Source organism: Sulfitobacter sp. OXR-159 (assembly GCF_034377145.1).
GTDB lineage: Bacteria > Pseudomonadota > Alphaproteobacteria > Rhodobacterales > Rhodobacteraceae > Sulfitobacter.
In genome coordinates, this window is record NZ_CP139707.1 from 725648 (window position 1) to 746405 (window position 20758).

The window sequence follows — 20758 nt, forward strand, 5'->3', positions numbered from 1 at the left end:
GGGCGCTGTGCTGGGGCGATCTGGCGGGGCGGATGGGGTCAGCCCACAGGCGGGGCGCCTTCGGCGTTTAGAAAGATGCGCAGCGTCGCCTCGAACTCGCGCGGTTTTTCCGCGTGGAGCCAATGCCCCGCGCCGGGGATTTTGGCAAAGCGCGCTTGCGGGAAAAGCGCCTTGATCGCCTCGCGATGTTCGGGCTGAACATAGTCCGAGGCCCCCCCCGAGAGGAACAGAGTCGGCCCGGCAAATTGCCCGCTCACATCATCAGGCCAGCCGATGATCTTGGGCATCTCAGCCTCTAGCGCGTCGAGGTTCAGCCGCCAGCGTTTTCCGGGCACGTCGAGCGATTGGGTAAAGAAACTCTGCAACGCGCGCTCTACCCCGGCTGTGGCCAGTTGCGCTTCGGCGTCCGAGCGGCGTTCGATCTGGGTGAGGTCCACGCCGCGCATGGCGTCGATGAACATCTGCTGTGTGTGCCCATAGGTGACGGGCGCGATATCGGCGACGATCACCCGGCGCAGCAGATGGGGCTGGGTCAGCGCCAGGATCATCACCGCCTTGCCGCCCATGGAGTGACCGCAGATGTCCACCGGGCCGCCCAGATGCGTGATTACCTCGGCCAGATCCTGCGCCATCTCGGGATAGCTATGGGTGTCGTGATGCGGGCTGCTGCCGTGGTTACGCATGTCCACCGTGACGACGTGGCGATTGTCGGAAAGACGTTTCGCGATGACGCCCCAGTTGCGGCCAGAGCCATAGAGGCCATGAACGATAAACAGGGACGGACGGTCGGCGGCGGCTTCGCCATATTCGGTGTAATTCAACATGCGGTCAAATTACGGGCATTGCAGCCCGGGGACCAGAGCGATTAGATGCGCGCATGATTGACCGCCAAGATTTCAACACCCGCGCCGAGGCGCTGCGCCCCCTGTTCGAGGACAGGCTGCGCATCAAAGCCCGCGATCTGCGCGAGGCGTTTCACCGCGCCGGGCCGGAACTGCCGCGCGGCATTCGCGGCGATGGGGTGTTGCTGAGCAAGACCGAACATCTGGTCGCCAACCCTCATATCGCCCGCCAGCTGGAGGATGCCCCCGTTTGGGCGGCCTTCAACCGGGTCACGGCGCATTTGCGTGAGATCGACCCCAAGGCCCGGCGGCGCGGGATCATTCTGGATCGTTTGGCGGTGGTGGCCTTTAACATCCTCGTGGTTTTCGTGGGCTTCGTGATCTGGCTTTGGTGGCGCGGCTACGTTTAAGCCGCCGCGCCCAAGGGCTTAGGCCGGGTCGTAATCCGCGTCCGTCACCTTTTCCATCCATTCGACAGCCTCGCCGACCTGCGCCTCTTGCAGGGCGATATGGGTCATGGCGCTGTCTGGCGCGGCGCCGTGCCAGTGTTTCTCTCCGGGGCCGAACCAGACGACATCGCCTTTGTTAAGCGTTTGCACCGGGCTGCCTTCGGTCTGGGCGCGGCCGGTGCCTTCGGTGACGATCAGGGTCTGGCCCAAGGGGTGGACATGCCACGCTGTGCGCGCTCCGGGCTGGAAGGTCACCGTCACCCCGCGCAGGCGGGCGGGGGCCGGGGCAGAGATCAGCGGGGCCATCTCGACCTCTCCGGTGAAGTAATCTTCGGGGCCGGGCTCAGAGGGGCGGCTGCCTTTGGGGTGAATGATCATGCGGTTCTCCTTTGCGGAAGAATGTGGCGCGGGGAGGGGGGATCGGCAAGGGGGAGCGTGACAGAGCATCAGAGGGTAGCGCCCGACCGCGGGTGGGCATCGCAACCGCGCCGAGACCACTTTATTTCTCAAGTTTGATGTGGGGGTGATTTGACGTGCTTCGTCGCAGAAGCGCCCGCCCATGGGGCGGTCGGGCGCTGCCCGGCGGCGCAGGGCGCCTTGATTCCGGGCAAAGAAAGGCCCCCGCATCGCTGCGAGGGCCCAATTGCTTACAGGTTCGGATACATCGGGAAACGCTGGCACAGCGCTTCCACTTCGGCGGCGACTTTCGCCTCAACCTCGGCATTGCCTTCAGCACCATTGGCCGCAAGCCCGTCGACCACTTCGATGATCCAATCGGCGATCTGGCGGAACTCGGCCTCACCGAAGCCGCGCGTCGTGCCTGCGGGGGAGCCGAGACGAATGCCCGAGGTTACCATCGGCTTTTCGGGATCAAACGGCACGCCGTTCTTGTTGCAGGTGATATGCGCCCGGCCCAGAGCCTTCTCGGTGTCATTGCCCTTCACGCCTTTGGGGCGCAAATCGACCAGCACCACATGGGTGTCGGTGCCATGAGTCACGGTGTCGAGGCCGCCTTTGATCAACTGATCCGACAGGGCCTGTGCATTGGCGATGACCTGTTTGGCATAGGCTTTGAACTCGGGGCGCTGCGCTTCGCCAAAGGCCACGGCCTTGGCTGCGATCACATGCATCAGGGGGCCACCCTGAATGCCGGGAAAAATCGCCGAGTTGATCTTTTTCGAGATCGCTTCGTCATTGGTCAGGATCATGCCGCCGCGCGGGCCGCGCAGGGTCTTGTGTGTCGTGGTCGTCGCCACATGCGCATGCGGGAAGGGGGAGGGGTGCTCACCCGCAGCCACGAGGCCCGCGAAATGGGCCATGTCGACCAGCAGGTAGGCGCCCACGCTGTCGGCAATCTCACGCATTTTGGCAAAGTCGATCTGGCGTGGAATGGCGGAGCCACCGGCGATGATCATCTTGGGCTTATGCTCAGCCGCCAGTTCGGCAACTTGGTCGTAATCCAGCAGGTTGTCCTGTTTGCGCACACCGTATTGTACGGCGTTGAACCATTTGCCGGATTGGTTCGGCTTGGCCCCGTGGGTCAGGTGACCCCCGGCATCAAGGCTCATACCCAGAATGGTGTCGCCGGGTTGCAGCAGCGCGGTAAAGACACCTTGGTTCGCTTGGCTGCCCGAGTTCGGCTGGACGTTGGCGAATGCGCAGTCGAACAGCGCACAGGCGCGTTCGATAGCAAGGTTCTCGGCCACGTCGACATGCTCGCACCCGCCATAATACCGACGGCCCGGATAGCCTTCGGCGTATTTATTGGTCATGATGCTGCCCTGCGCCTCAAGCACCGCAGCAGAGACGATGTTCTCACTGGCGATCAACTCGATCTCGTCGCGCTGGCGGCCCAGTTCGGCATCAATCGCAGCGGCGAGGGCCGGGTCGGAATCAGCAAGAGATTTGGTGAAGAAATCGGACATCAGGGGATCCTCATTGGGGCTGGTTTCGCGTGTTGCCTATCGGAAACGCGGGCCGAGGTGAAGGCTGTAAACCGACAGGTTGCAAGATATGTGCGTCAACACTGGTGGCGCGCGGAATAATGTGATTGTTTTGGCCCCAAACGCCGATGATCGGAAACTTCGCCGGGATGAGCCAGCAGCCATGTCCATGAAAATTGCCTTTGTGGCCAGCCGCGCCAGCGTGGCCCAGACGGCGCGGGCCGCTTTGATCGGGCGTTATGGTGATGTGCCTCTGCGAAAGGCCGAGGTGATCGTAGCGTTGGGCGGGGACGGCTTTATGCTGCATACGCTGCACAGCACCCAAGATATGGACGCGCCGGTCTATGGGATGAACCGCGGCACCATCGGCTTTTTGATGAATGCCTACCGCGAGGGCGACTTGCAAGCGCGGCTGGCGGCGGCGGAAGAGGCGGTGATTAACCCTCTGGTCATGCGCGCCACCCATATCGACGGGACCATCTCAACCGCGCTTGCGATCAATGAGGTGTCCTTGCTGCGCGCGGGGCCGCAGGCGGCCAAGCTGCGCATCACGATAGATGGGCGGCAGCGGATGGAAGAACTGGTCTGCGACGGGGCGCTGGTCGCGACGCCTGCGGGCTCCACCGCTTATAACTACTCCGCGCATGGGCCGATCCTGCCGATTGGGTCGGATGTGCTGGCCTTGACCCCGATTGCGGCCTTTCGCCCACGCCGCTGGCGCGGGGCGTTGCTGCCGAAACGGGCGACGGTGCGCTTTGATGTGCAAGAGCCGCAAAAACGCCCTGTGATGGCGGATGCCGACGGGCAATCGCACCGCGATGTGACCACGGTTGAGGTCTCTTCGGATCCAAGCGTGAGCCATCGGATCCTCTTCGATCCCGGTCATGGGTTGGAAGAGCGGTTGATCTCGGAACAGTTCAACTAACGTCCCCCGTCACTGCGGCCCTGCAGACGGCGTCTTTCCGCCTCTGCGCTCCTCGGGCAGGGAACCCTGACTTCGCGCCAGCGTTGTACCTGCAAGAGCGGGACAATCCCGCATCTTCACAGCCTATGAAAGGAGACCTGACATGAATTGGGACCGTATCGAAGGCAATTGGAACCAGATGACCGGCGCGGTGAAATCGCAATGGGGTGATCTGACCGATGATGAAATCACCGAAGCGCGCGGCAACCGCGAGCAGTTGGTGGGTAAGATTCAAGAACGCTATGGCATCGCCAAAGATGAGGCCGAGCGTCAAGTCGATGACTTCGCTGCGAAATACTGATTTTCGTAGCTGGCATTAAAAAAAGGCGACGCTCTTGGGGGTCGCCTTTTACGTTTCAAGAGAGGCTCAGGCCTCGTGCCAAGCGCGGTCGCCCTTGTCGTCTTTCACGCGGGTCGGCAGGCCAATGTCATCCAGCAGACCGAACAGCGGTTTCGGGTCCAGTTCTTCGACATTGACCATGGTGCCGCCATCATAGGTGCCATCGGCGATCAGCATCGCAAAGGCCACGGGCGGCACGCCTGCGGTGTAGGAAATGCCTTGGCTGCCGACCTCGTTATAGGCGTCCTTGTGATCGGCCACGTTATAGACAAAAACCTCAACCTCTTCGCCGTCCTTCACGCCCTTCACCAGATCACCGATGCAGGTTTTGCCGATGTAGTTCGGCGCAAGGCCCGACGGGTCGGGGAGTACGGCCTTCACCACTTTCAGCGGCACGACCTCAAGCCCTTCGGCGGTGGTCACAGGCTGTTCGGAGAGCAAGCCGAGGTTCTGCAAGACGGTGAACACATTGATGTAGTGATCGCCAAAACCCATCCAGAAACGCACGTCGGCGTGGGGGTAGTTCGCGGCCAGCGAATGCACCTCATCATGGCCCGACATATAGGCCTTTTGCTTGCCGACGACGGGCAGATCCCATTCGCGGCCGACTTCGAACATCTTGTTCTCTTTCCACTCGCCTTCCTGCCAGCTGTAGACGGTGCCGGTGAACTCGCGGAAGTTGATCTCAGGGTCGAAGTTGGTCGAGAAATACTTGCCGTGGTCGCCTGCGTTGATGTCGACGATGTCGATGGATTTGACCTCGTCCATGAACTCATCAACTGCGAAACGGGCGAAGGCGTTGACCATACCCGGATCAAAGCCAGCCCCTAGAATCGCGGTCACACCCGCCTCGGCGCAGGCCTCGCGGCGCTTCCATTCGTAGTTGCCATACCACGGCGGGGTCTCGCAGATTTTGCGGGGGTCTTCGTGGATCGCGGTGTCGATATAGGCGGCACCGGTGTCGATGCAGGCCTGCAGCACGGTCATGTTCACGAAAGGCGAGCCCACGTTGATCACGATCTGGCAGCCGGTTTCCTTGATCAGGGCGGCGACAGCGGCGGTGTCCATGCCATCGACTTCGTGCGCCTTGAACACGCCGTCCTGTTTCATCGCGTTTTTCTCATGCACGCTGGCGATGATCGCCTCGCATTTGGAAACCGTGCGGCTGGCGATATGAAGCTCACCCAAACGATCATTATTCTGCGCGCATTTATGCGCCACAACCTGTGCGACGCCGCCCGCGCCGATGATAAGAACATTGCGTTTCATAGTGTTGACCTCTTTCTTGTCACGACAGGGCAGCGGCGAAATCGTCATAGTCGAAATCGCGCACCATTCGGGTGGTTCCGTCCAACTCGCGTACTGCGATGCCGGGCATTTTGACGCCGTTGAACCAGTTTTTCTTGACCATCGTGTAACCGGCAGCGTCTTGGAACGAGATGCGGTCGCCCGCCTTTAGCGGCGCGTCAAAACGGAACTCGCCAAAGATATCGCCCGCAAGGCAGGACTTGCCGCAGATCATCCATTCGTGGTCGCCGGTGCCGGGCGCGATCTTGGCCGGTTCGCGGTAGATCAGCAGGTCGAGCATATGTGCCTCGATCGAGCTGTCGACGATGGCGAGGTTCTTACCGTTGTGCATCGTGTCGAGCACCGTGACCTCCAGCGTCGCAGCCCCGGTAATCGCGGCCTCACCCGGCTCTAGGTAGACCTGCACGCCAAAGGCTTCGGCGAAGGATTTCAGCCGCAGCGCCAGATCATCAAGCGGGTAGTCCACGCCCGTGAAATGGATGCCGCCACCGAGGCTGATCCAGTCCATCTTGTGCAGCACCGCGCCGAAGCGGTCTTCGATCAGGGTAAGCATCTCGTCGAAACGCTCGAAACTATCGTTCTCGCAGTTGTTGTGGAACATCAGCCCGGTGATCCGATCTGCGACCGCGTCAATTGCTGCCGGGTCGTGCTCGCCCAGACGGCTGAACGGCCGCGCGGGGTCGGCCAGATCGAACTCCGAGGTCGAGACGCCGGGGTTCGCGCGCAGGCCGCGGATGTGGCCCGAGGATTGGGTGTCGAACTTATCGAGCTGGCCGATGGAATTGAAGATGATCTTGTCGGCGTGGCCCAGCACCTCGTCGATCTCGTGATCGGCATAGGCGACGGAGTAAGCATGGGTCTCACCGGGGAATTTCTCGGCCCCCAGCCGCACCTCATAGAGCGATGATGAGGTCGAGCCATCCATATACTTGGACATGAAATCGAAGACCGACCAAGTGGCGAAACACTTCAGCGCCAGCAGGCAACGCGCGCCTGAGAGGGCACGCAGGCGGGCGATCTTCTCCATATTGTCGCGGAGATTGGCCTTGTCGATCAGGTAATAGGGTGTCTGCACGTCGAAAACCTTTCTGCGCGGCCGGAGGGCAAGCTCCGGGAGGGAAAAGACCCACTGAATGTGCTGTCGTGGTTGGCCCCGCTTGGGGGCATTTCCGGTGGCGCTTCGCATATTTCGCGCAAGCAACGCAATTGTAAAAAAACGCGCGGGCTGGACGGCACGCGCGTTTCCTTGGGTCTGAGTTTAGCGCCAGTCCTGCAAAGGTCCACCGCCATAGGTCTGATTGGTTAGCTTTGCGGGTAGCCGATGCCTTTCAGCGCGTCACGAATCTCGTCCAAGATTGCCGGGTCGTCGATGGTCGCGGGCGGCTTGAAATCCTCCCCATCCGCGATTTTCACGATGGTCGCGCGGAGGATCTTGCCCGAGCGGGTTTTGGGCAGGCGGTCCACCACCACGGCCTGTTTAAAGGCGGCAACGGGGCCGATCTGTTCGCGCATTCGGGTGACGCATTCCGCGACGATTTCCTCATGCGGTCGGTCGACGCCTTTGGTGAGGCACAAGAAGCCGACGGGCGACTGGCCTTTAAGGTCATCGCTGACCCCCACCACGGCGCATTCGGCCACATCGGGGTGGCCCGCCAAGACCTCTTCCATCGCGCCGGTCGACAGCCGGTGGCCCGCGACGTTGATCACGTCATCGGTGCGCGCCATGATCCAGACATAGCCGTCCTCATCAATCCGCCCCGCATCGCCAGTCTCATAATAGCCGGGGAAGGTGGCGAGGTAGGATTTGCGAAAGCGGTCTTCGGCGTTCCACAGGCCGGGCAGGGTGCCGGGGGGTAGGGGGAGCTTGATGGCAATCGCGCCCAACTCTCCGGCAGGGAGCGGTTCGCCCCGGTCATCCAAAATCTGCACGTCATAGCCCGGCATCGGCACGGTGGGCGAGCCGACCTTGACCGGCAGCGCCTCAAGCCCCGCCGGGTTGCCGACGATGGTATAGCCGGTCTCGGTCTGCCACCAGTGATCGTAGACCGGCTTGCCCAGTTTCTCCTGCGCCCATTCGACGGTATCGGGATCGGCCCGTTCCCCCGCGAGGTAAAGCGCACGCAGGCTCGACAGGTCGTATTTCTTGATCTCCTCGCCCTTGGGATCTTCGCGTTTCACGGCGCGGATCGCGGTGGGGGCGGTGAAGAAACTGGCGACCTTATGTTCTTCGATCACCCTCCAGAAGGTGCCCGCATCCGGGGTACCCACGGGCTTGCCCTCAAAGATGACAGTGGTGTTCCCGGCAATGAGTGGCGCGTAGCAGATATAGCTGTGGCCCACGACCCAGCCCACATCAGAGGCGGCCCAGAACACCTCGCCCGGTTCGACATTGTAGACGTTCTTCATGGTCCAGTTCAGTGCCACCAGATGCCCCGCGGTGGGCCGCACCACGCCTTTGGGCGCGCCGGTGGTGCCAGAGGTATAGAGGATATAGGCCGGGTGGTTCCCCTCAACCGGAACGCATGGGGCCGGGCGCACGCCGTCTTGAGCGGCGTACCAGTCGATGTCCCGCTCGGGGTTCAACTCACAGGGTTTCTGGCCGCGCTGCAGGATGATGCAGGTGTCGGGTTTGTGCGTGGCCTGTTCGATGGCCCCGTCCAGCAAGGGTTTGTAATCGACCACGCGCGACGGCTCGACCCCGCAGGAGGCGGCGATGATCGCCTTGGGTTTGCAATCGTCGATCCGAACCGCCAACTCGCTTGAGGCAAAACCGCCAAACACCACCGAATGGATCGCGCCAATCCGTGCGCAGGCCAGCATCGCCTCCACCGCTTCGGGGACCATGGGCATATAGATCACCACGCGGTCGCCTTTTTCCACACCTTGCGCCACCAGCGCGCCGGCGAGGGAGGCCACATGGGCCTGCAACTCGCTATAGGTCAGGGTCGATTTATTGCCAGTGATCGGGCTGTCATAGATGATCGCCACGCGCTTGCCGTTGCCCTGTTCGACATGGCGGTCCACAGCGTTGTAGCAGGTGTTTACACTGGCATCCGCGAACCACTCATAGATATGGTCGCCCCGGTCATACAGCGCGCGCGTCGGCGCGATGTCCCAATCGATCGCCTCGGCCTGCTCCAGCCAATAGGCTTCCGGATCGGCCTGCCAGCGGTCGTAGGTTTCGCGGTATCCCATGGTGTTCCTCCTCCTGTTGCACTGTGCGGCAAACCCGCGGGCCGGGTATAGCTGTACTGACGCGCAAATATTTCCAGCCACTCTGGCCGCTTAGAAAGATTTCGGCAAGCGGATCGCTATTGTTCCTGTCAGTTGCGGCGCGTCATGCTAGATTGCCCCGAAACCCTATTACCTTTGGAGCCTGCCCACATGCGTCTCGCCCTTTCTCTGCCCCTTGCTTCCTGCCTCGCCATGGTTGCCGCGCTGCCGGTTGCGGCGCAGGACCGTTCCTTCAACTTCGCCCTGCGCGGCGGGGTGGGGGCGGCACCGGATTATCCGGGCGCCAGCAGCTACCGCGCGACGCCGGATTTGGCCTTTACCTTTGGCTCGCTCGAATGGGGCGGGCGCAAGATCGGCACCAACATCGGTGAAGCGCCCAAAACCGGTTTCGGCTTTACTGGCGCGTTCCGCTATCTGGGCGAGCGTGACAGTTCCGATCACCCCGAACTGGCGGGGCTTGAGGACATCGATGCGGCGGTCGAACTTGGTTTCGGCGTGGTCTACCGCGAGGTGAACTGGCAGGTCTTCGGCAAAGTGCGTCAAGGGTTTGGCGGGCATGAAGGCGTGACCGGCGACATCGGCGCTGACGTAATTTTCCGCCCCGATGAGCGTTGGACCATCACTGCAGGCCCGCGTTTCAGCCTTGGCAATGACACCTACGCCGACACTTATTTCGGCGTCGACACGGCCACACCGACCTTGGCGGCCTATGAGGCCGAAGGCGGTCTGCTGGGCGCGGGCGTCGAAGTGCAGGCGACCTACCGTCTGGATGAGGCATGGGCGCTTGAGGGGGCCGTGGCCTATCAACGTCTGCTGAATGACGCCGCCGACAGCCCGATCACGCAGGCCGGTTCTGATGATCAATGGACCATGCGCATCGGCGTGAGCCGCGCGTTTAACTGGCGGTTCTAAGCGGCATTGCGCCGCCTCTCGGGGCGGCGCGTTGTTTGCGACATCTCGGTCGAAAACGGATCAGTTTGCGGCAGGATTCTTGTCATGATGAGGTTAGGCGCGGCATGAGGCCAGCGCCCCTCGCATGACAAAGGGCCCGACCATGGGTGACAAAATCGGCAACAAGAAGAAGCAAGCCAAGGCCGCGGCAAAACCCGCCGCCAAGGCTCCGTCCTCCGTCGCGGACATCAAGCCCGCCACGCCCCGTAAATAAACCTATCCCCGACCACGTAGCGCCGTCCCCCGAAGGGGGCGGCGTTTTGCTTGGGGGCTTAGCCGTAATGCGCGACCGGGGTGCCCGCGATGGCGCCCACGTTAAGCAGCCCGCGCGCGGTGATCGAGGGCGACACGATATGCGCCCGGTTGCCCATCCCCATCAGGATCGGCCCAACCTCAAGCCCATCGCCCTTCATTTTCAGGATGTTACGCACACCCGAGGCCGCGTCGGCATGGGCGAAGACCAGCACATTGGCGGCCCCTTCCATCCGGTTGCAGGGCAGCAGCCGCGCGCGCAATTCTGGATCAAGCGCGGTGTCGATATTCATCTCGCCTTCATAGACGAAATCGTGGTTGCCTGCGTCGAGGATTTGCAGCGCCGCGCGCAGGCGCTTGCCCGACCCTTCGCCCTGATTGCCAAACTGGCTTTGCGAACAAAGCGCGACTTTCGGCTCAATGCCAAAGCGCCGGACGTGGCGGGCAGCCCCGATGGCGATCTCGGCGATCTGTTCGGGGGTGGGGTGCAGGTTCACTTGGGTGTCCGCGATGAACAGCGGTCCGTCTTCGAGAATCATCATCGACAAAGCGCCGTGCGGGCGGAAACCGTCGCGGCCCAGCACCTGATTGACGTAGTTCAGATGCCAGCCAAACTCGCCAAAGGTGCCGCAGATCAGGCTGTCGGCCTCTCCGCGGTGCACCATGACCGCGCCGATGGCGGTGGTGTTTGTGCGCATGATGGCGCGGGCGATGTCGGGGCTGACACCACGACGGCACATCAGGCTGTGATAGGTCTCCCAATAGTCGCGGTAGCGGGGGTCGTTCTCGGGGTTCACCAGATCGACGTTTTGACCCAGTTGCAGGTTCAACCCGGCCTTTTCGATGCGCCGTTCGATCACCTCGGGGCGGCCAATGAGGATGGGCCGTTCCACCGTCTCTTCGATGATCGCTTGCGCAGCGCGCAGCACGCGCTCGTCCTCGCCTTCGGCAAAGACCAGACGGCGGGGGGAGGAGCGGGCGGATTCGAAAACCGGGCGCATAATTAGCGCCGATTTGAACACCGACCCATCGAGTTTGCGTTTGTAAGCGTCGAGGTCTTCAATGGGCCGCGCTGCCACGCCCGTCTCCATCGCGGCCTTGGCCACGGCGGAAGAGACCACGCCAATGAGGCGCGGATCGAAGGGTTTCGGGATTAGGTATTCCGCGCCAAAAGTCAGTTGCTCGCCCTGATAGGCCGCTGCCGCCTCCGCGCTCGTCGTGGCGCGTGCGAGGGCGGCGATACCGTCGATACAGGCGATCTTCATCTCGTCGTTGATCGTGGTCGCGCCCACATCCAGCGCACCGCGAAAGATGAAGGGGAAACACAGCACGTTGTTGACCTGATTTGGAAAATCGCTACGCCCGGTGGCGATGATCGCGTCGGGTGCCACGGCGCGAGCCAGATCGGGCAGAATTTCGGGCGTCGGGTTCGCCAGCGCAAAGATGATCGGGCGCTTGGCCATCTTCGCGACCATTTCAGGCGACAGCACGCCGGGGCCGGAGAGACCAAGGAAGAGGTCCGCCCCGTCGATCACATCGTCCAGCGTACGCAGGTCGGACTTCTGCGCATATTCCGCTTTGCTGGGGTTCATGTCCTCGGTCCGGCCTTCATAGACCAGCCCGTTGATGTCACACAGCCAGACGTTTTCGCGCTTTACACCCAGTTTCAGCAGCATGTTCAGGCAAGCAATCCCCGCAGCGCCGCCGCCGGTCGAGACGATCTTGATGTCCTCGAACTTCTTACCTGCCACATGCAGCGCGTTTTTCGCTGCCGCGCCGACGACGATGGCGGTGCCGTGCTGGTCATCGTGGAAGACGGGGATGTTCATCCGCTCGCGGCAGATTTTCTCGACGACGAAACAATCGGGGGCTTTGATGTCTTCGAGGTTGATCGCGCCGAAGCTTGGCTCCATCGCGCAGACGATCTCGGCCAGCTTTTCGGGGTCGGCTTGGTCCAGCTCGATGTCGAAGCAATCGATATTGGCGAATTTCTTGAAGAGCACGGCCTTGCCCTCCATCACCGGTTTCGACGCCAGCGCGCCGATATTGCCCAGCCCCAACACCGCAGTGCCATTGGTGACCACGGCCACCAGATTGCCGCGCGAGGTATAGCGGGCGGCAGTATCCGGGTCGTTCTTGATCTCGATACAAGCCTCGGCCACGCCGGGCGAATAGGCGCGTGCCAGATCGCGGCCATTGGCCAGCGGTTTGGTCGCGCGGACCTCCAGCTTACCGGGCCGGGGGTGTTCGTGGTAGTCCAATGCAGCTTGGCGCAAGTTGGGGGTGTCGGACATCGTTCATGCTCCTCCCGAATAATGGTTTAGCGTTAAACTAATTTTTGCGCGCAAGCAAAGCGGCATTTGAGCGGGTCGGTCTTGGCGGCGGGTGGCTTTGCGCCAGCGTCGCCCTTGCGGGCCATTTTGCGCAGGCTTTAAGAGGCAATTGAGGGGGCATGTGGTTTTGCATCGCACAGGGCGGGGCAATTTTCTATAGTCCGAGAAAAGGGAGAGCCTAATGACTGATTTGCGCGACGCGGCTGTGTTGGTGCGGGAAAACGCCCATGCGCCCTATTCGAATTTCAAGGTCGGTGCGGCGATCCGCACGGCGTCGGGCGCGGTATTCAGCGGCTGCAATGTCGAAAACGTCGCCTACCCGCAGGGCACCTGTGCCGAGGCTGGGGCGATTGCCGCCATGGTCGCAGCGGGCGAGCGTGACATCGCCGAGGTCTATGTGGTGGCGGGCAGCGATATGCCGGTGACGCCCTGCGGCGGCTGCCGCCAGAAATTGGCGGAGTTTTCGGGCGACAAGGTGTCGGTGACCATGGCGACCGTGGCGGGCAAAGAGCAGCAGATGACCATGGGCGATTTGCTGCCGGGGGCCTTTGGCGCTGCCCATATGCAGGGTTAACCGTATGAGCGCGCGGGATATTCTGGCGCGGCTGCGCCATGGTGAGGCATTGGATGCAGAGGCCCTGACTTGGATGGCAGGCGCGCTGGCCGATGGCCGTGTCAGTAACGCGCAGGCCGGGGCCTTTGCCATGGGCATCTGCCTCAATGGGTTGGACCAGCCGGGCCGGGTGGCCTTGACCCTTGCGATGCGCGATTCGGGGCAGGTGTTGGACTGGGATTTGGACGGTCCCGTGCTCGACAAACACTCCACCGGCGGCGTGGGCGATTGCGTGTCGCTGATCCTTGCCCCGGCGCTGGCGGCTTGCGGCGCTTACGTGCCGATGATCTCGGGCCGGGGTTTGGGGCACACGGGCGGCACGCTGGATAAGCTCGAGGCGATCCCCGGCGTTAGCACGCAGTTGGAAGAGGCGCAGTTTCGCGCGGTCGTGCGGGACGTGGGCTGCGCCATTGTCAGCGCCAGCGGCGACATCGCCCCGGCGGACCGGCGGCTTTATGCGGTGCGGGATGTGACTTCGACCGTGGATTCGCTCGATCTGATCACCGCCTCGATCCTGTCGAAAAAGCTCGCCGCTGGGCTGGATGGGTTGGTGCTGGATGTAAAGGTCGGCTCGGGCGCTTTCATGAAGGAACTGTCGCAGGCGCGCGCCTTGGCCGAAGCACTAAGCGGCACCGCCACGGCGGCGGGTTGCCCGACGACGGCGGTGATCAGCGATATGAACCAGCCGCTGGTGCCGAGCCTTGGCAACGCGCTGGAAGTGGCCGAGGTGATGCGGGTGTTAACCGGAGCGGCCACCGGGCCAATCCTTGATGTAACGGCTGAACTGGGGGGCGGTCTGCTCGCCAATGGAGGACTGGCCGCGAGTGCCGAGGCGGGGGCCGATGCCCTGCGCGCGGCGGTCCGCGATGGCCGCGCATTGGAACATTTCACCCGCATGCTGAGCGCCATGGGCGCGCCCGCCGATTTCGCCGAAAACTGGGGGCGCATCCTGCCCAAAGCTCCGGTGATCCGCGCTGTGCCTGCGCCGCGCGGCGGCACCGTCAGCGAGATCGACGGCGCGGCACTCGGCATGGCGGTGGTCAATCTCGGCGGGGGCCGGGTGGTCGAGGCGGACCAGATCGACCCGGCAGTAGGCCTGTCGGAAGTGCTGCGCTTGGGCGATGAGGTCCGTGCGGGCCAGCCCTTGGCGCTGATCCATGCGGCGGGGGACGCGGCTGCGGATGCGGCGGAAGCGGCGGTTCTGGCGGCAATCACGCTTGGCGATACGCCGGTCAAAGCGCCGGATTTGATCTTGGAAAGGATCGGCTGATGGGACGTGCATTCTTGGTCGTGATCGATTCCGTGGGCATCGGCGGCGCGCCGGACGCGGGGGATTTCTTTAACGGCGATCTGCCCGATACCGGGGCGAACACGCTGGGCCATATCGCGCAGTCCTGTGCCGCGGGAGAGGCAGAAGAGGGGCGGAGCGGACCGCTTGCCCTGCCGCATCTTGACCGGTTGGGGCTGGGTGCCGCGCTGACGCTCGCCAGCGGGATGGAAGCGCCTGGTTTGAGTGCTGCGGCCGAAGGCCTCTGGGGGGCTGCGACGGAGGTTTCGCAGGGCAAAGACACCCCCTCGGGCCATTGGGAATTGTCCGGGCTGCCGGTGCCATGGGCTTGGCATTACTTCCCCGATGAGACTCCCGCCTTTCCTGCAGACCTGACCGCAGAGGTCGCGCGGCTGGCGGGCACCGATGGCATCTTGGGCAATTGCCACGCCTCCGGCACGGCGATCATCGAACGGCTGGGGGCGGAACACTGCGGGAGCGGCTGGCCGATCTGCTATACCTCAGCCGACAGTGTTTTCCAGATCGCCGCCCATGAAGAGACCTTTGGCCTCGACCGTTTGCTGAAGCTTTGCGAAGACATCGCACCCCGCCTGCATGAGATGAAGGTGGGCCGTGTCATCGCACGGCCCTTCACCGGCGAACCGGGTGCATTCCAGCGCACCGCGAACCGCCGCGACTATGCCATCATGCCGCCGAAACCAGTGCTGACCAATTGGGTGCAAAACGCCGGTGGGCGGGTCTACGCGGTGGGCAAGATCGGCGACATCTTTACCATGCAAGGCATTGATGAATTGCGCAAAGGGCCGGATGCCAAGCTGATGGAACATCTGCATGATCTGCTGGATGAGGCCGAAGACGGCAGCCTGACCTTCGCCAATTTCGTGGAGTTCGACAGCCTTTACGGTCACCGCCGCGATGTGTCGGGCTATGCCCGCGCGTTGGAGTGGTTCGACACCGAGATCGGCAAGGTGATTGCCGCGCTGCGCGAGGGGGACATGCTGGTCGTGACGGCGGATCACGGCAATGATCCGACATGGGCGGGCAGCGATCACACCCGCGAAAGGGTGCCGGTGCTGGTCGCCGGAACCGCGGCAGGGGAGCTGGGGCAGATCGGTTTTGCTGATGTGGCAGCGCTTGTCGCCGGGCATCTGGGGGTAGAGGTGCCAGCCTAGCCGCGCAGCCTTTGCTTGCGAGCGGGGCGCTTGTGCGGCTAGAAGCGAGGCAAATAAAGGAGCCTGCCGCATGACCGATACCCCCAATCATCTGACGATCGTTGACCATCCGCTGGTGCAGCACAAGCTGACCATCATGCGCGACAAAACCACCTCGACCGCCGCCTTCCGGCAATTGCTGCGCGAGATCAGCCAGCTTTTGGCCTATGAGGTAACGCGCGGCCTGCCGATGACGACCAAACGGGTCGAGACCCCGATGCAGGAGATGGACGCGCCGACGCTCGACGGCAAGAAGCTTGCGCTGATCTCGATCCTGCGCGCGGGCAACGGGCTGATGGACGGGGTTCTGGAGCTGATCCCCTCGGCACGGGTCGGTTTTGTTGGTCTTTACCGTGACGAAGAGACGCTGCAGCCGGTGCAGTATTACTTCAAGGTGCCCGAGGCGATGGAAGATCGTCTGGTCATCGCCGTGGATCCGATGCTGGCCACCGGCAACTCCTCGGTCGCGGCGATCAACCTGCTGAAACAGGCGGGCGCCACCAACATCATCTTCCTTTGTCTGCTCGCCTCGCCCGAAGGTGTGGCCACGATGAAGGCCGCGCATCCGGACGTGCGCATCGTCACGGCCTCGCTGGATGAGGCGCTGAACGAGAAGGGCTATATCATTCCGGGTCTGGGCGACGCGGGCGACCGGATGTTCGGCACAAAGTGATCCGGTAAGTTTCGCTATTCAGCGCGTGGTGCTTTACTCAGGCCGCGCGCTGAGGCATCGTTCTACTAGATAGTGTGGGGGCATTAGATGACACTTACCAAAAGTATTGCCATGGCAGTGATCGTGGCCGCTTTGGGCGTCGGCGGATCGCAGACCCAAGCGCAAGACAGCCGCAGCCAGCCAGCGGAGTTTCCGCCGTCTTCCTACAAGGGCAAGCAATATGTCGACAGCGCGGGATGTGTGTTCATCCGTGCGGGCATCGACGGCGATGTGTCATGGGTCCCCCGCATGAGCCGCGCGCGCCAGCAGATCTGTGGTTTCCAGCCCACGAACGGCGTGCAAGTGGCGGCTGCACAGGCGACAACAGCAGCGAAGACCAAGGTCGAAGCCGCCCCCGCCAAAACGCCGCCGACCCGCGTCGCCGAAGTGCAAGCGCCCAAGGTGAAACCGCAAGCCCCCGTGGCCCGGCCCGCACCGCAAAAGGTGGTGCGCCGTGTGGCTCCGGCCCCGGTTCGCGCATCCGCCCCCAAAGTCGTGCGCGAAACCGCACCGCGCCCCGTGCCCGTGGTGCCGAGCCGACCCGTCGCTCTGGCTGCTCCGGCACCGGCTGGGTTCGTCACCGCTTGCCCCGGCGCTTCGCCTCTGTCGCAGCGCTATATGCGGCGGGGGGATGGCTATAGCGTGCGTTGTGGCCCGCAGGCCGAACCTATCGTGACAGGCCGTCTTGCGCCCACCACCCCACAGCGCGGCACGGCCCCTCAGCCTTACCGTAGCGCAGGGATGATGCCCGGCGTGGCCGCAGCGCCCGCACGTGTCGTCGCCCCCGCCGTGGTTGCGGCGCCGGTGGTCAGCGCGCCGCTTGCCCGGGCCGTGGGCACCCAAACACGGATCGTGCCGAAACATGTGGCGATCAACCGATTGAACACGACAAACGTCAAAGTTCCCCACGGCTATCGTAAGGTCTGGGAGGACGACCGTCTGAACCCGCACCGCGCCGAGCAGACCTTGGAAGGCCGCGCCGATATGCTGCTGGTCTGGACCCAGACCGTGCCGCGCCGTTTGGTGAACAAGGCCACTGGCGAAGATGTGACCGCCAAAGTACCGCTGATCTACCCCTATCTCGATATCGAAACGCAGCGCCGCAAGCTGGGGGTGGTCAAGATTGTTGAACGGGACGGCCAAGTGGTGAAACGTGTTCTGCGCTACCGCAATGCCGCGCCGATCCACCGCGATGCCCGCCCGGTTAAGAGAGCGCCGGTGAAGGCCGCGCCGGTGAAGGCTGCACCGGTCTATTCCAGCCGGTCGGCCCCGGCAGCGCAGGTCAGCACCAAGGCAGGCTATGTGCAGGTTGGTGTCTTTGGTAGCCCTGCCAATGCGCAGCGCGCAGCGCGTCAGATCGCATCCATGGGCATGCCTGCCCGCATCGGCAAACAGACACGCGGCGGCAAGACCTATCACAGCGTTCAGGCAGGCCCCATCGCGGGTGGCTCGGCCCAAGCGGCGCTTGGTCAGCTGCGCCGGGCGGGATACCGGGACGCCTATCTGCGCCGCTAAGCGCGTTGCAAGGACAAGCAAAAAGGCCAGCCGTGGTGTCCCCCCGGCTGGCCTTTTTCTTTGGCGGATCGTTCAGTCAGCCGCCGCAGATGCTTTGCAGTCGCAGCCAATCGGCATCCGACATCAGCGGCGCGGTCAGCTTGCCGTTCATCGGGTCGCCTTCGATTAGGGGCAGGGTGCTTTCGCCGGTGATGTCGCGGGCAAAGGCATAGGGTTTGCTGCGCAACTCGGCCTTGGCAAAACGTGCCAACTGGGCGTCGACTTTCGGTGTCGCGGCGGGGCGCATCAGCAGTTGCTCGGCATAGGCGTCCAGCGCTTCCGAAGAGATATCGCCGGTGGTCAGCAGGCGGAAGTTTTCGCGCAGGCCCACGGCCTCTAGCAGCGCGCGCAGCGGGTCATGTTCGCTGCGTGCCACATCTTCGGTGAGCACATAGCCCGCAGCAACATCGGGTTCTTCGTAATCCTCCAGCACCGCGCGGTCGAGTACGATAAGACGCCCCGGCAGATGTAGGCTGGCACGGGTCATATCGGGCAGGATCGCCACGCGCCCCACCTCCAAGCGTTTGGTGAGCCGCGACAGCGCGGCACTGCCGCCGGGGCTTTCGCAGGCGGGGCCGGACACCCGTTCAAGCCGCTTCAGCAGCGCCGTGCCCAATGAGACGCGCTTGACCTCGGGGACCACTTTGATCGCGTGATCGCGCAGCGCGCCGGGCATCCAAAAGACCGCCAGCGCCGCCACCACGGCGACAGAGGCGACCATGCCCACCCACCGCAAGCGGCCCGGCTTCGGGCGGCTGCGGTTAATGGCGCGGCGCAGCTTTTCGATGGCCTCAATCATCTCGGTTTCATTGTCGGGCAGTTCCAGCGTCTCTCCCGGATCGCCGTCCGGATGATAGAGCGCGGGTGACTGGCCGGGATTGGTCCTGTCGACGGCAGCCAGCGACCAATGGGTCAGCGCCTGATCTTTGAGATCGCTGATCACCAGTGTCGCATCACCGATAGAGACGATCACCTCGCGCCGCTGCGCATCGGGCGTGGCGCGCCAAAGGCCCGTCGCTTCGAGCCGGGCGTATTTTGTCAAGGCGGTCATGGGGTTCTGCTGCGGGCCTGTCAGTTTTCGCCACTCTACCACGCGCTGCGGGATCAGCAATGGCAGGTGACATAATGCCCCGCCTTAGAGGTCCGCCGCCTGCTTGCGCAACTCGAACTTCTGGATCTTCCCGGTGGAGGTCTTGGGTAACTCCCCGAAAACCACCCGCTTGGGCGTTTTGAACCCGGCAAGACGTTCGCGGGCAAAGGTGATGAGTTCCTCTTGGCTGGCCTCCGACCCCGGCTTCAACTCGACGAATGCGCAAGGCACCTCGCCCCATTTCTCATGCGGTTGGGCCACCACGGCAGCCAGATTGACCGCGCCGTGGCCCATCAGCACGCCTTCGACCTCAACGCTTGAAATATTCTCTCCGCCGGAGATGATGATATCCTTGGCGCGGTCGGCGATCTGGATATAGCCGTCGGGATGCTGCACCGCGATGTCGCCGGAATGGAAGTAACCGCCCGCAAAGGCTTCGGCGGTGGCCTCGGGGTTCTTGAGGTAGCCTTTCATCACCGCATTGCCGCGGATCATGATTTCGCCCTGTGCGGTGCCGTCGCGCGGGGTCTGGGCCATCTCGGCGTCCATCACCGTGATCTCTTCCATCATCGGCATGGCGATGCCTTGGCGGGCTTTGATCCCGGTGCGCTCAGCCTCGGGCAGCCCGTCCCAATCGCCTTGCCACAGACATTCGGTGACATGGCCAAAGGTCTCGGTCAGCCCGTAGACCTGCGTGACGTTGAAACCCAGTTTCTCAATCTTCGACAGGGTTGCGGGGGCTGGCGGCGCGCCTGCGGTGAAAACCTCGACGCGGTGATCGAAGGCGCGGCGGTCTTCTGCGCTGGCGTTGACCAGCATGTTCAGCACGATGGGCGCACCGCCGAAATGGGTGACGCCGTGATCCGCGATGGCGTCATAGATCGCGCCCGCCGTGATGTCGCGGCAGCAGACCAGCGTGCCGCCCAAGAGCGGCATCATCCAAGTGTGGTTCCAGCCGTTGCAGTGAAACAGCGGCACGATCTGCATGAAGACCGGGCGCAGCACCATCTGCCAAGAGACGACCGTGCCCATGGTCATCAGATAGGCCCCGCGGTGGTGATAGACCACGCCCTTGGGCCGCCCGGTGGTGCCGGAGGTATAGTTCAGCGCGAGGCTCTCCCATTCGTCGTCGGGCATGATCCAGCTAAAGTTCGGATTGGCCTCGGCCAGCAGGTCTTCGTATTGCGGATGTCGCCCGCTGGCCGGAAAGCCGACGGCGGGGTCGGGCACTTCGATGATCGCAGGGCATGTGCCGTCCATCCGCGCGCAGGCCTCTTCGGCCAGCGCCAGGAATTCGGTATCGACGAGCAGCACCTTGGCCCCACCGTGGTCGAGGATATAGGCCACCGTTTCAGGGTCGAGGCGGATGTTGATGGTGTTGAGCACGGCCCCGCAGGCAGGCACGCCAAAATGCGCCTCGGCCTGCGCGGGCAGGTTGGGGATCAGGGTCGCGACCACGTCGCCCGGAGCCACGCCGATCTCGGCCAACAAGGCGGCAAGGCGGGTGCAGCGGTCATGGTACTGGGCATAGGTGACGCGGTGGTCACCGTAGATCACCGCGGTTTGCCCGGCAAAGACCTCTGCCGCCCGGCGCAGATGCGACAGTGGCGTTAGCGCCACAAAATTTGCTGCGCATTTTTCAAGCCCGCGCTCATCCGTCATCCACCCCATGTG

At 63.1% G+C, this 20758-nt stretch carries 19 protein-coding genes; 10 read left to right on the forward strand and 9 right to left on the reverse strand.

Annotated elements, in window-relative coordinates; all coding sequences use genetic code 11:
* Positions 1-38: 38 nt before the first annotated feature.
* The gene (locus T8A63_RS03590) at positions 39-824 is read right to left on the reverse strand and encodes an alpha/beta fold hydrolase (protein ID WP_322344998.1); all 786 of its coding nucleotides are present in this window, start codon (positions 822-824) and stop codon (positions 39-41) included.
* Between the two features lie 53 nt (positions 825-877).
* On the opposite strand from T8A63_RS03590, the gene T8A63_RS03595 reads away from it, so the two are divergent.
* A complete protein-coding gene (locus tag T8A63_RS03595) occupies positions 878-1252 on the forward strand; it encodes a hypothetical protein (RefSeq protein ID WP_067631224.1) in 375 nt (124 codons plus the stop codon).
* 18 nt (positions 1253-1270) lie between these two features.
* Here T8A63_RS03595 and T8A63_RS03600 read toward each other — a convergent pair whose 3' ends face one another.
* A complete protein-coding gene (locus T8A63_RS03600; RefSeq protein ID WP_067916484.1) occupies positions 1271-1669 on the reverse strand; it encodes a cupin domain-containing protein in 399 nt (132 codons plus the stop codon).
* Positions 1670-1938: 269 nt separating this feature from the next.
* Positions 1939-3216 carry a serine hydroxymethyltransferase gene (gene glyA / locus T8A63_RS03605; RefSeq protein ID WP_322344999.1) on the reverse strand — a complete coding sequence of 426 codons (1278 nt, stop codon included), beginning with the start codon at positions 3214-3216 and terminating at the stop codon, positions 1939-1941.
* A 181-nt stretch (positions 3217-3397) separates the two neighbouring features.
* Here glyA and T8A63_RS03610 point away from each other — a divergent pair, with 181 nt between their 5' ends.
* Complete coding sequence (locus T8A63_RS03610) at positions 3398-4159, forward strand: NAD kinase (protein ID WP_067915860.1); 762 nt, start codon at positions 3398-3400, stop codon at positions 4157-4159.
* A 142-nt stretch (positions 4160-4301) separates the two neighbouring features.
* Positions 4302-4499, forward strand: coding sequence for a CsbD family protein (locus T8A63_RS03615; protein WP_067937510.1), 198 nt, complete (start codon positions 4302-4304; stop codon positions 4497-4499).
* 66 nt (positions 4500-4565) lie between these two features.
* On the opposite strand, the gene T8A63_RS03620 is transcribed toward T8A63_RS03615, so the two are convergent.
* The 3 genes from T8A63_RS03620 to T8A63_RS03630 form a co-directional block, all read right to left on the reverse strand.
* Positions 4566-5807 (reverse strand): saccharopine dehydrogenase family protein, encoded by a 1242-nt coding sequence (locus T8A63_RS03620; protein WP_322345000.1) that lies wholly within the window; start codon positions 5805-5807, stop codon positions 4566-4568.
* A 19-nt stretch (positions 5808-5826) separates the two neighbouring features.
* On the reverse strand, positions 5827-6921 hold the full coding sequence (locus T8A63_RS03625) for a carboxynorspermidine decarboxylase (protein WP_322345001.1): 1095 nt from the start codon (positions 6919-6921) through the stop codon (positions 5827-5829).
* Positions 6922-7148: 227 nt separating this feature from the next.
* Positions 7149-9041, reverse strand: a complete 1893-nt coding sequence (locus T8A63_RS03630; RefSeq protein WP_322345002.1) for a propionyl-CoA synthetase — start codon at positions 9039-9041, stop codon at positions 7149-7151.
* Between the two features lie 189 nt (positions 9042-9230).
* Here T8A63_RS03630 and T8A63_RS03635 point away from each other — a divergent pair, with 189 nt between their 5' ends.
* Positions 9231-9992, forward strand: coding sequence for a MipA/OmpV family protein (locus T8A63_RS03635; protein ID WP_082849434.1), 762 nt, complete (start codon positions 9231-9233; stop codon positions 9990-9992).
* Positions 9993-10134: 142 nt separating this feature from the next.
* Positions 10135-10245, forward strand: a complete 111-nt coding sequence (locus T8A63_RS03640) for a malic enzyme (protein ID WP_067267274.1) — start codon at positions 10135-10137, stop codon at positions 10243-10245.
* A 58-nt stretch (positions 10246-10303) separates the two neighbouring features.
* Here the strand turns inward: T8A63_RS03640 and T8A63_RS03645 are convergent, their stop codons facing one another.
* Positions 10304-12577 (reverse strand): NADP-dependent malic enzyme, encoded by a 2274-nt coding sequence (locus tag T8A63_RS03645; protein WP_067940135.1) that lies wholly within the window; start codon positions 12575-12577, stop codon positions 10304-10306.
* Between the two features lie 220 nt (positions 12578-12797).
* Between T8A63_RS03645 and T8A63_RS03650 the strand changes: the two genes are divergently transcribed.
* From T8A63_RS03650 to T8A63_RS03670, 5 genes are all read left to right on the forward strand, one after another.
* Positions 12798-13190 carry a cytidine deaminase gene (locus tag T8A63_RS03650; RefSeq protein WP_322345003.1) on the forward strand — a complete coding sequence of 131 codons (393 nt, stop codon included), beginning with the start codon at positions 12798-12800 and terminating at the stop codon, positions 13188-13190.
* A gap of 4 nt (positions 13191-13194) precedes the next feature.
* A complete protein-coding gene (locus tag T8A63_RS03655) occupies positions 13195-14499 on the forward strand; it encodes a thymidine phosphorylase (protein WP_322345004.1) in 1305 nt (434 codons plus the stop codon).
* The gene (locus tag T8A63_RS03660) at positions 14499-15689 is read left to right on the forward strand and encodes a phosphopentomutase (RefSeq protein WP_322345005.1); all 1191 of its coding nucleotides are present in this window, start codon (positions 14499-14501) and stop codon (positions 15687-15689) included. The genes T8A63_RS03655 and T8A63_RS03660 overlap by 1 nt, the downstream gene beginning before the upstream one ends.
* Before the next feature lie 70 nt (positions 15690-15759).
* Positions 15760-16401, forward strand: a complete 642-nt coding sequence (gene upp, locus T8A63_RS03665; RefSeq protein ID WP_322345006.1) for a uracil phosphoribosyltransferase — start codon at positions 15760-15762, stop codon at positions 16399-16401.
* A gap of 87 nt (positions 16402-16488) precedes the next feature.
* Positions 16489-17955, forward strand: a complete 1467-nt coding sequence (locus T8A63_RS03670; RefSeq protein WP_322345007.1) for an SPOR domain-containing protein — start codon at positions 16489-16491, stop codon at positions 17953-17955.
* A gap of 76 nt (positions 17956-18031) precedes the next feature.
* Here the strand turns inward: T8A63_RS03670 and T8A63_RS03675 are convergent, their stop codons facing one another.
* The gene (locus tag T8A63_RS03675; protein WP_322345008.1) at positions 18032-19045 is read right to left on the reverse strand and encodes a hypothetical protein; all 1014 of its coding nucleotides are present in this window, start codon (positions 19043-19045) and stop codon (positions 18032-18034) included.
* 84 nt (positions 19046-19129) lie between these two features.
* Positions 19130-20755 carry an AMP-binding protein gene (locus T8A63_RS03680; protein ID WP_322345009.1) on the reverse strand — a complete coding sequence of 542 codons (1626 nt, stop codon included), beginning with the start codon at positions 20753-20755 and terminating at the stop codon, positions 19130-19132.
* Positions 20756-20758: the final 3 nt, after the last annotated feature.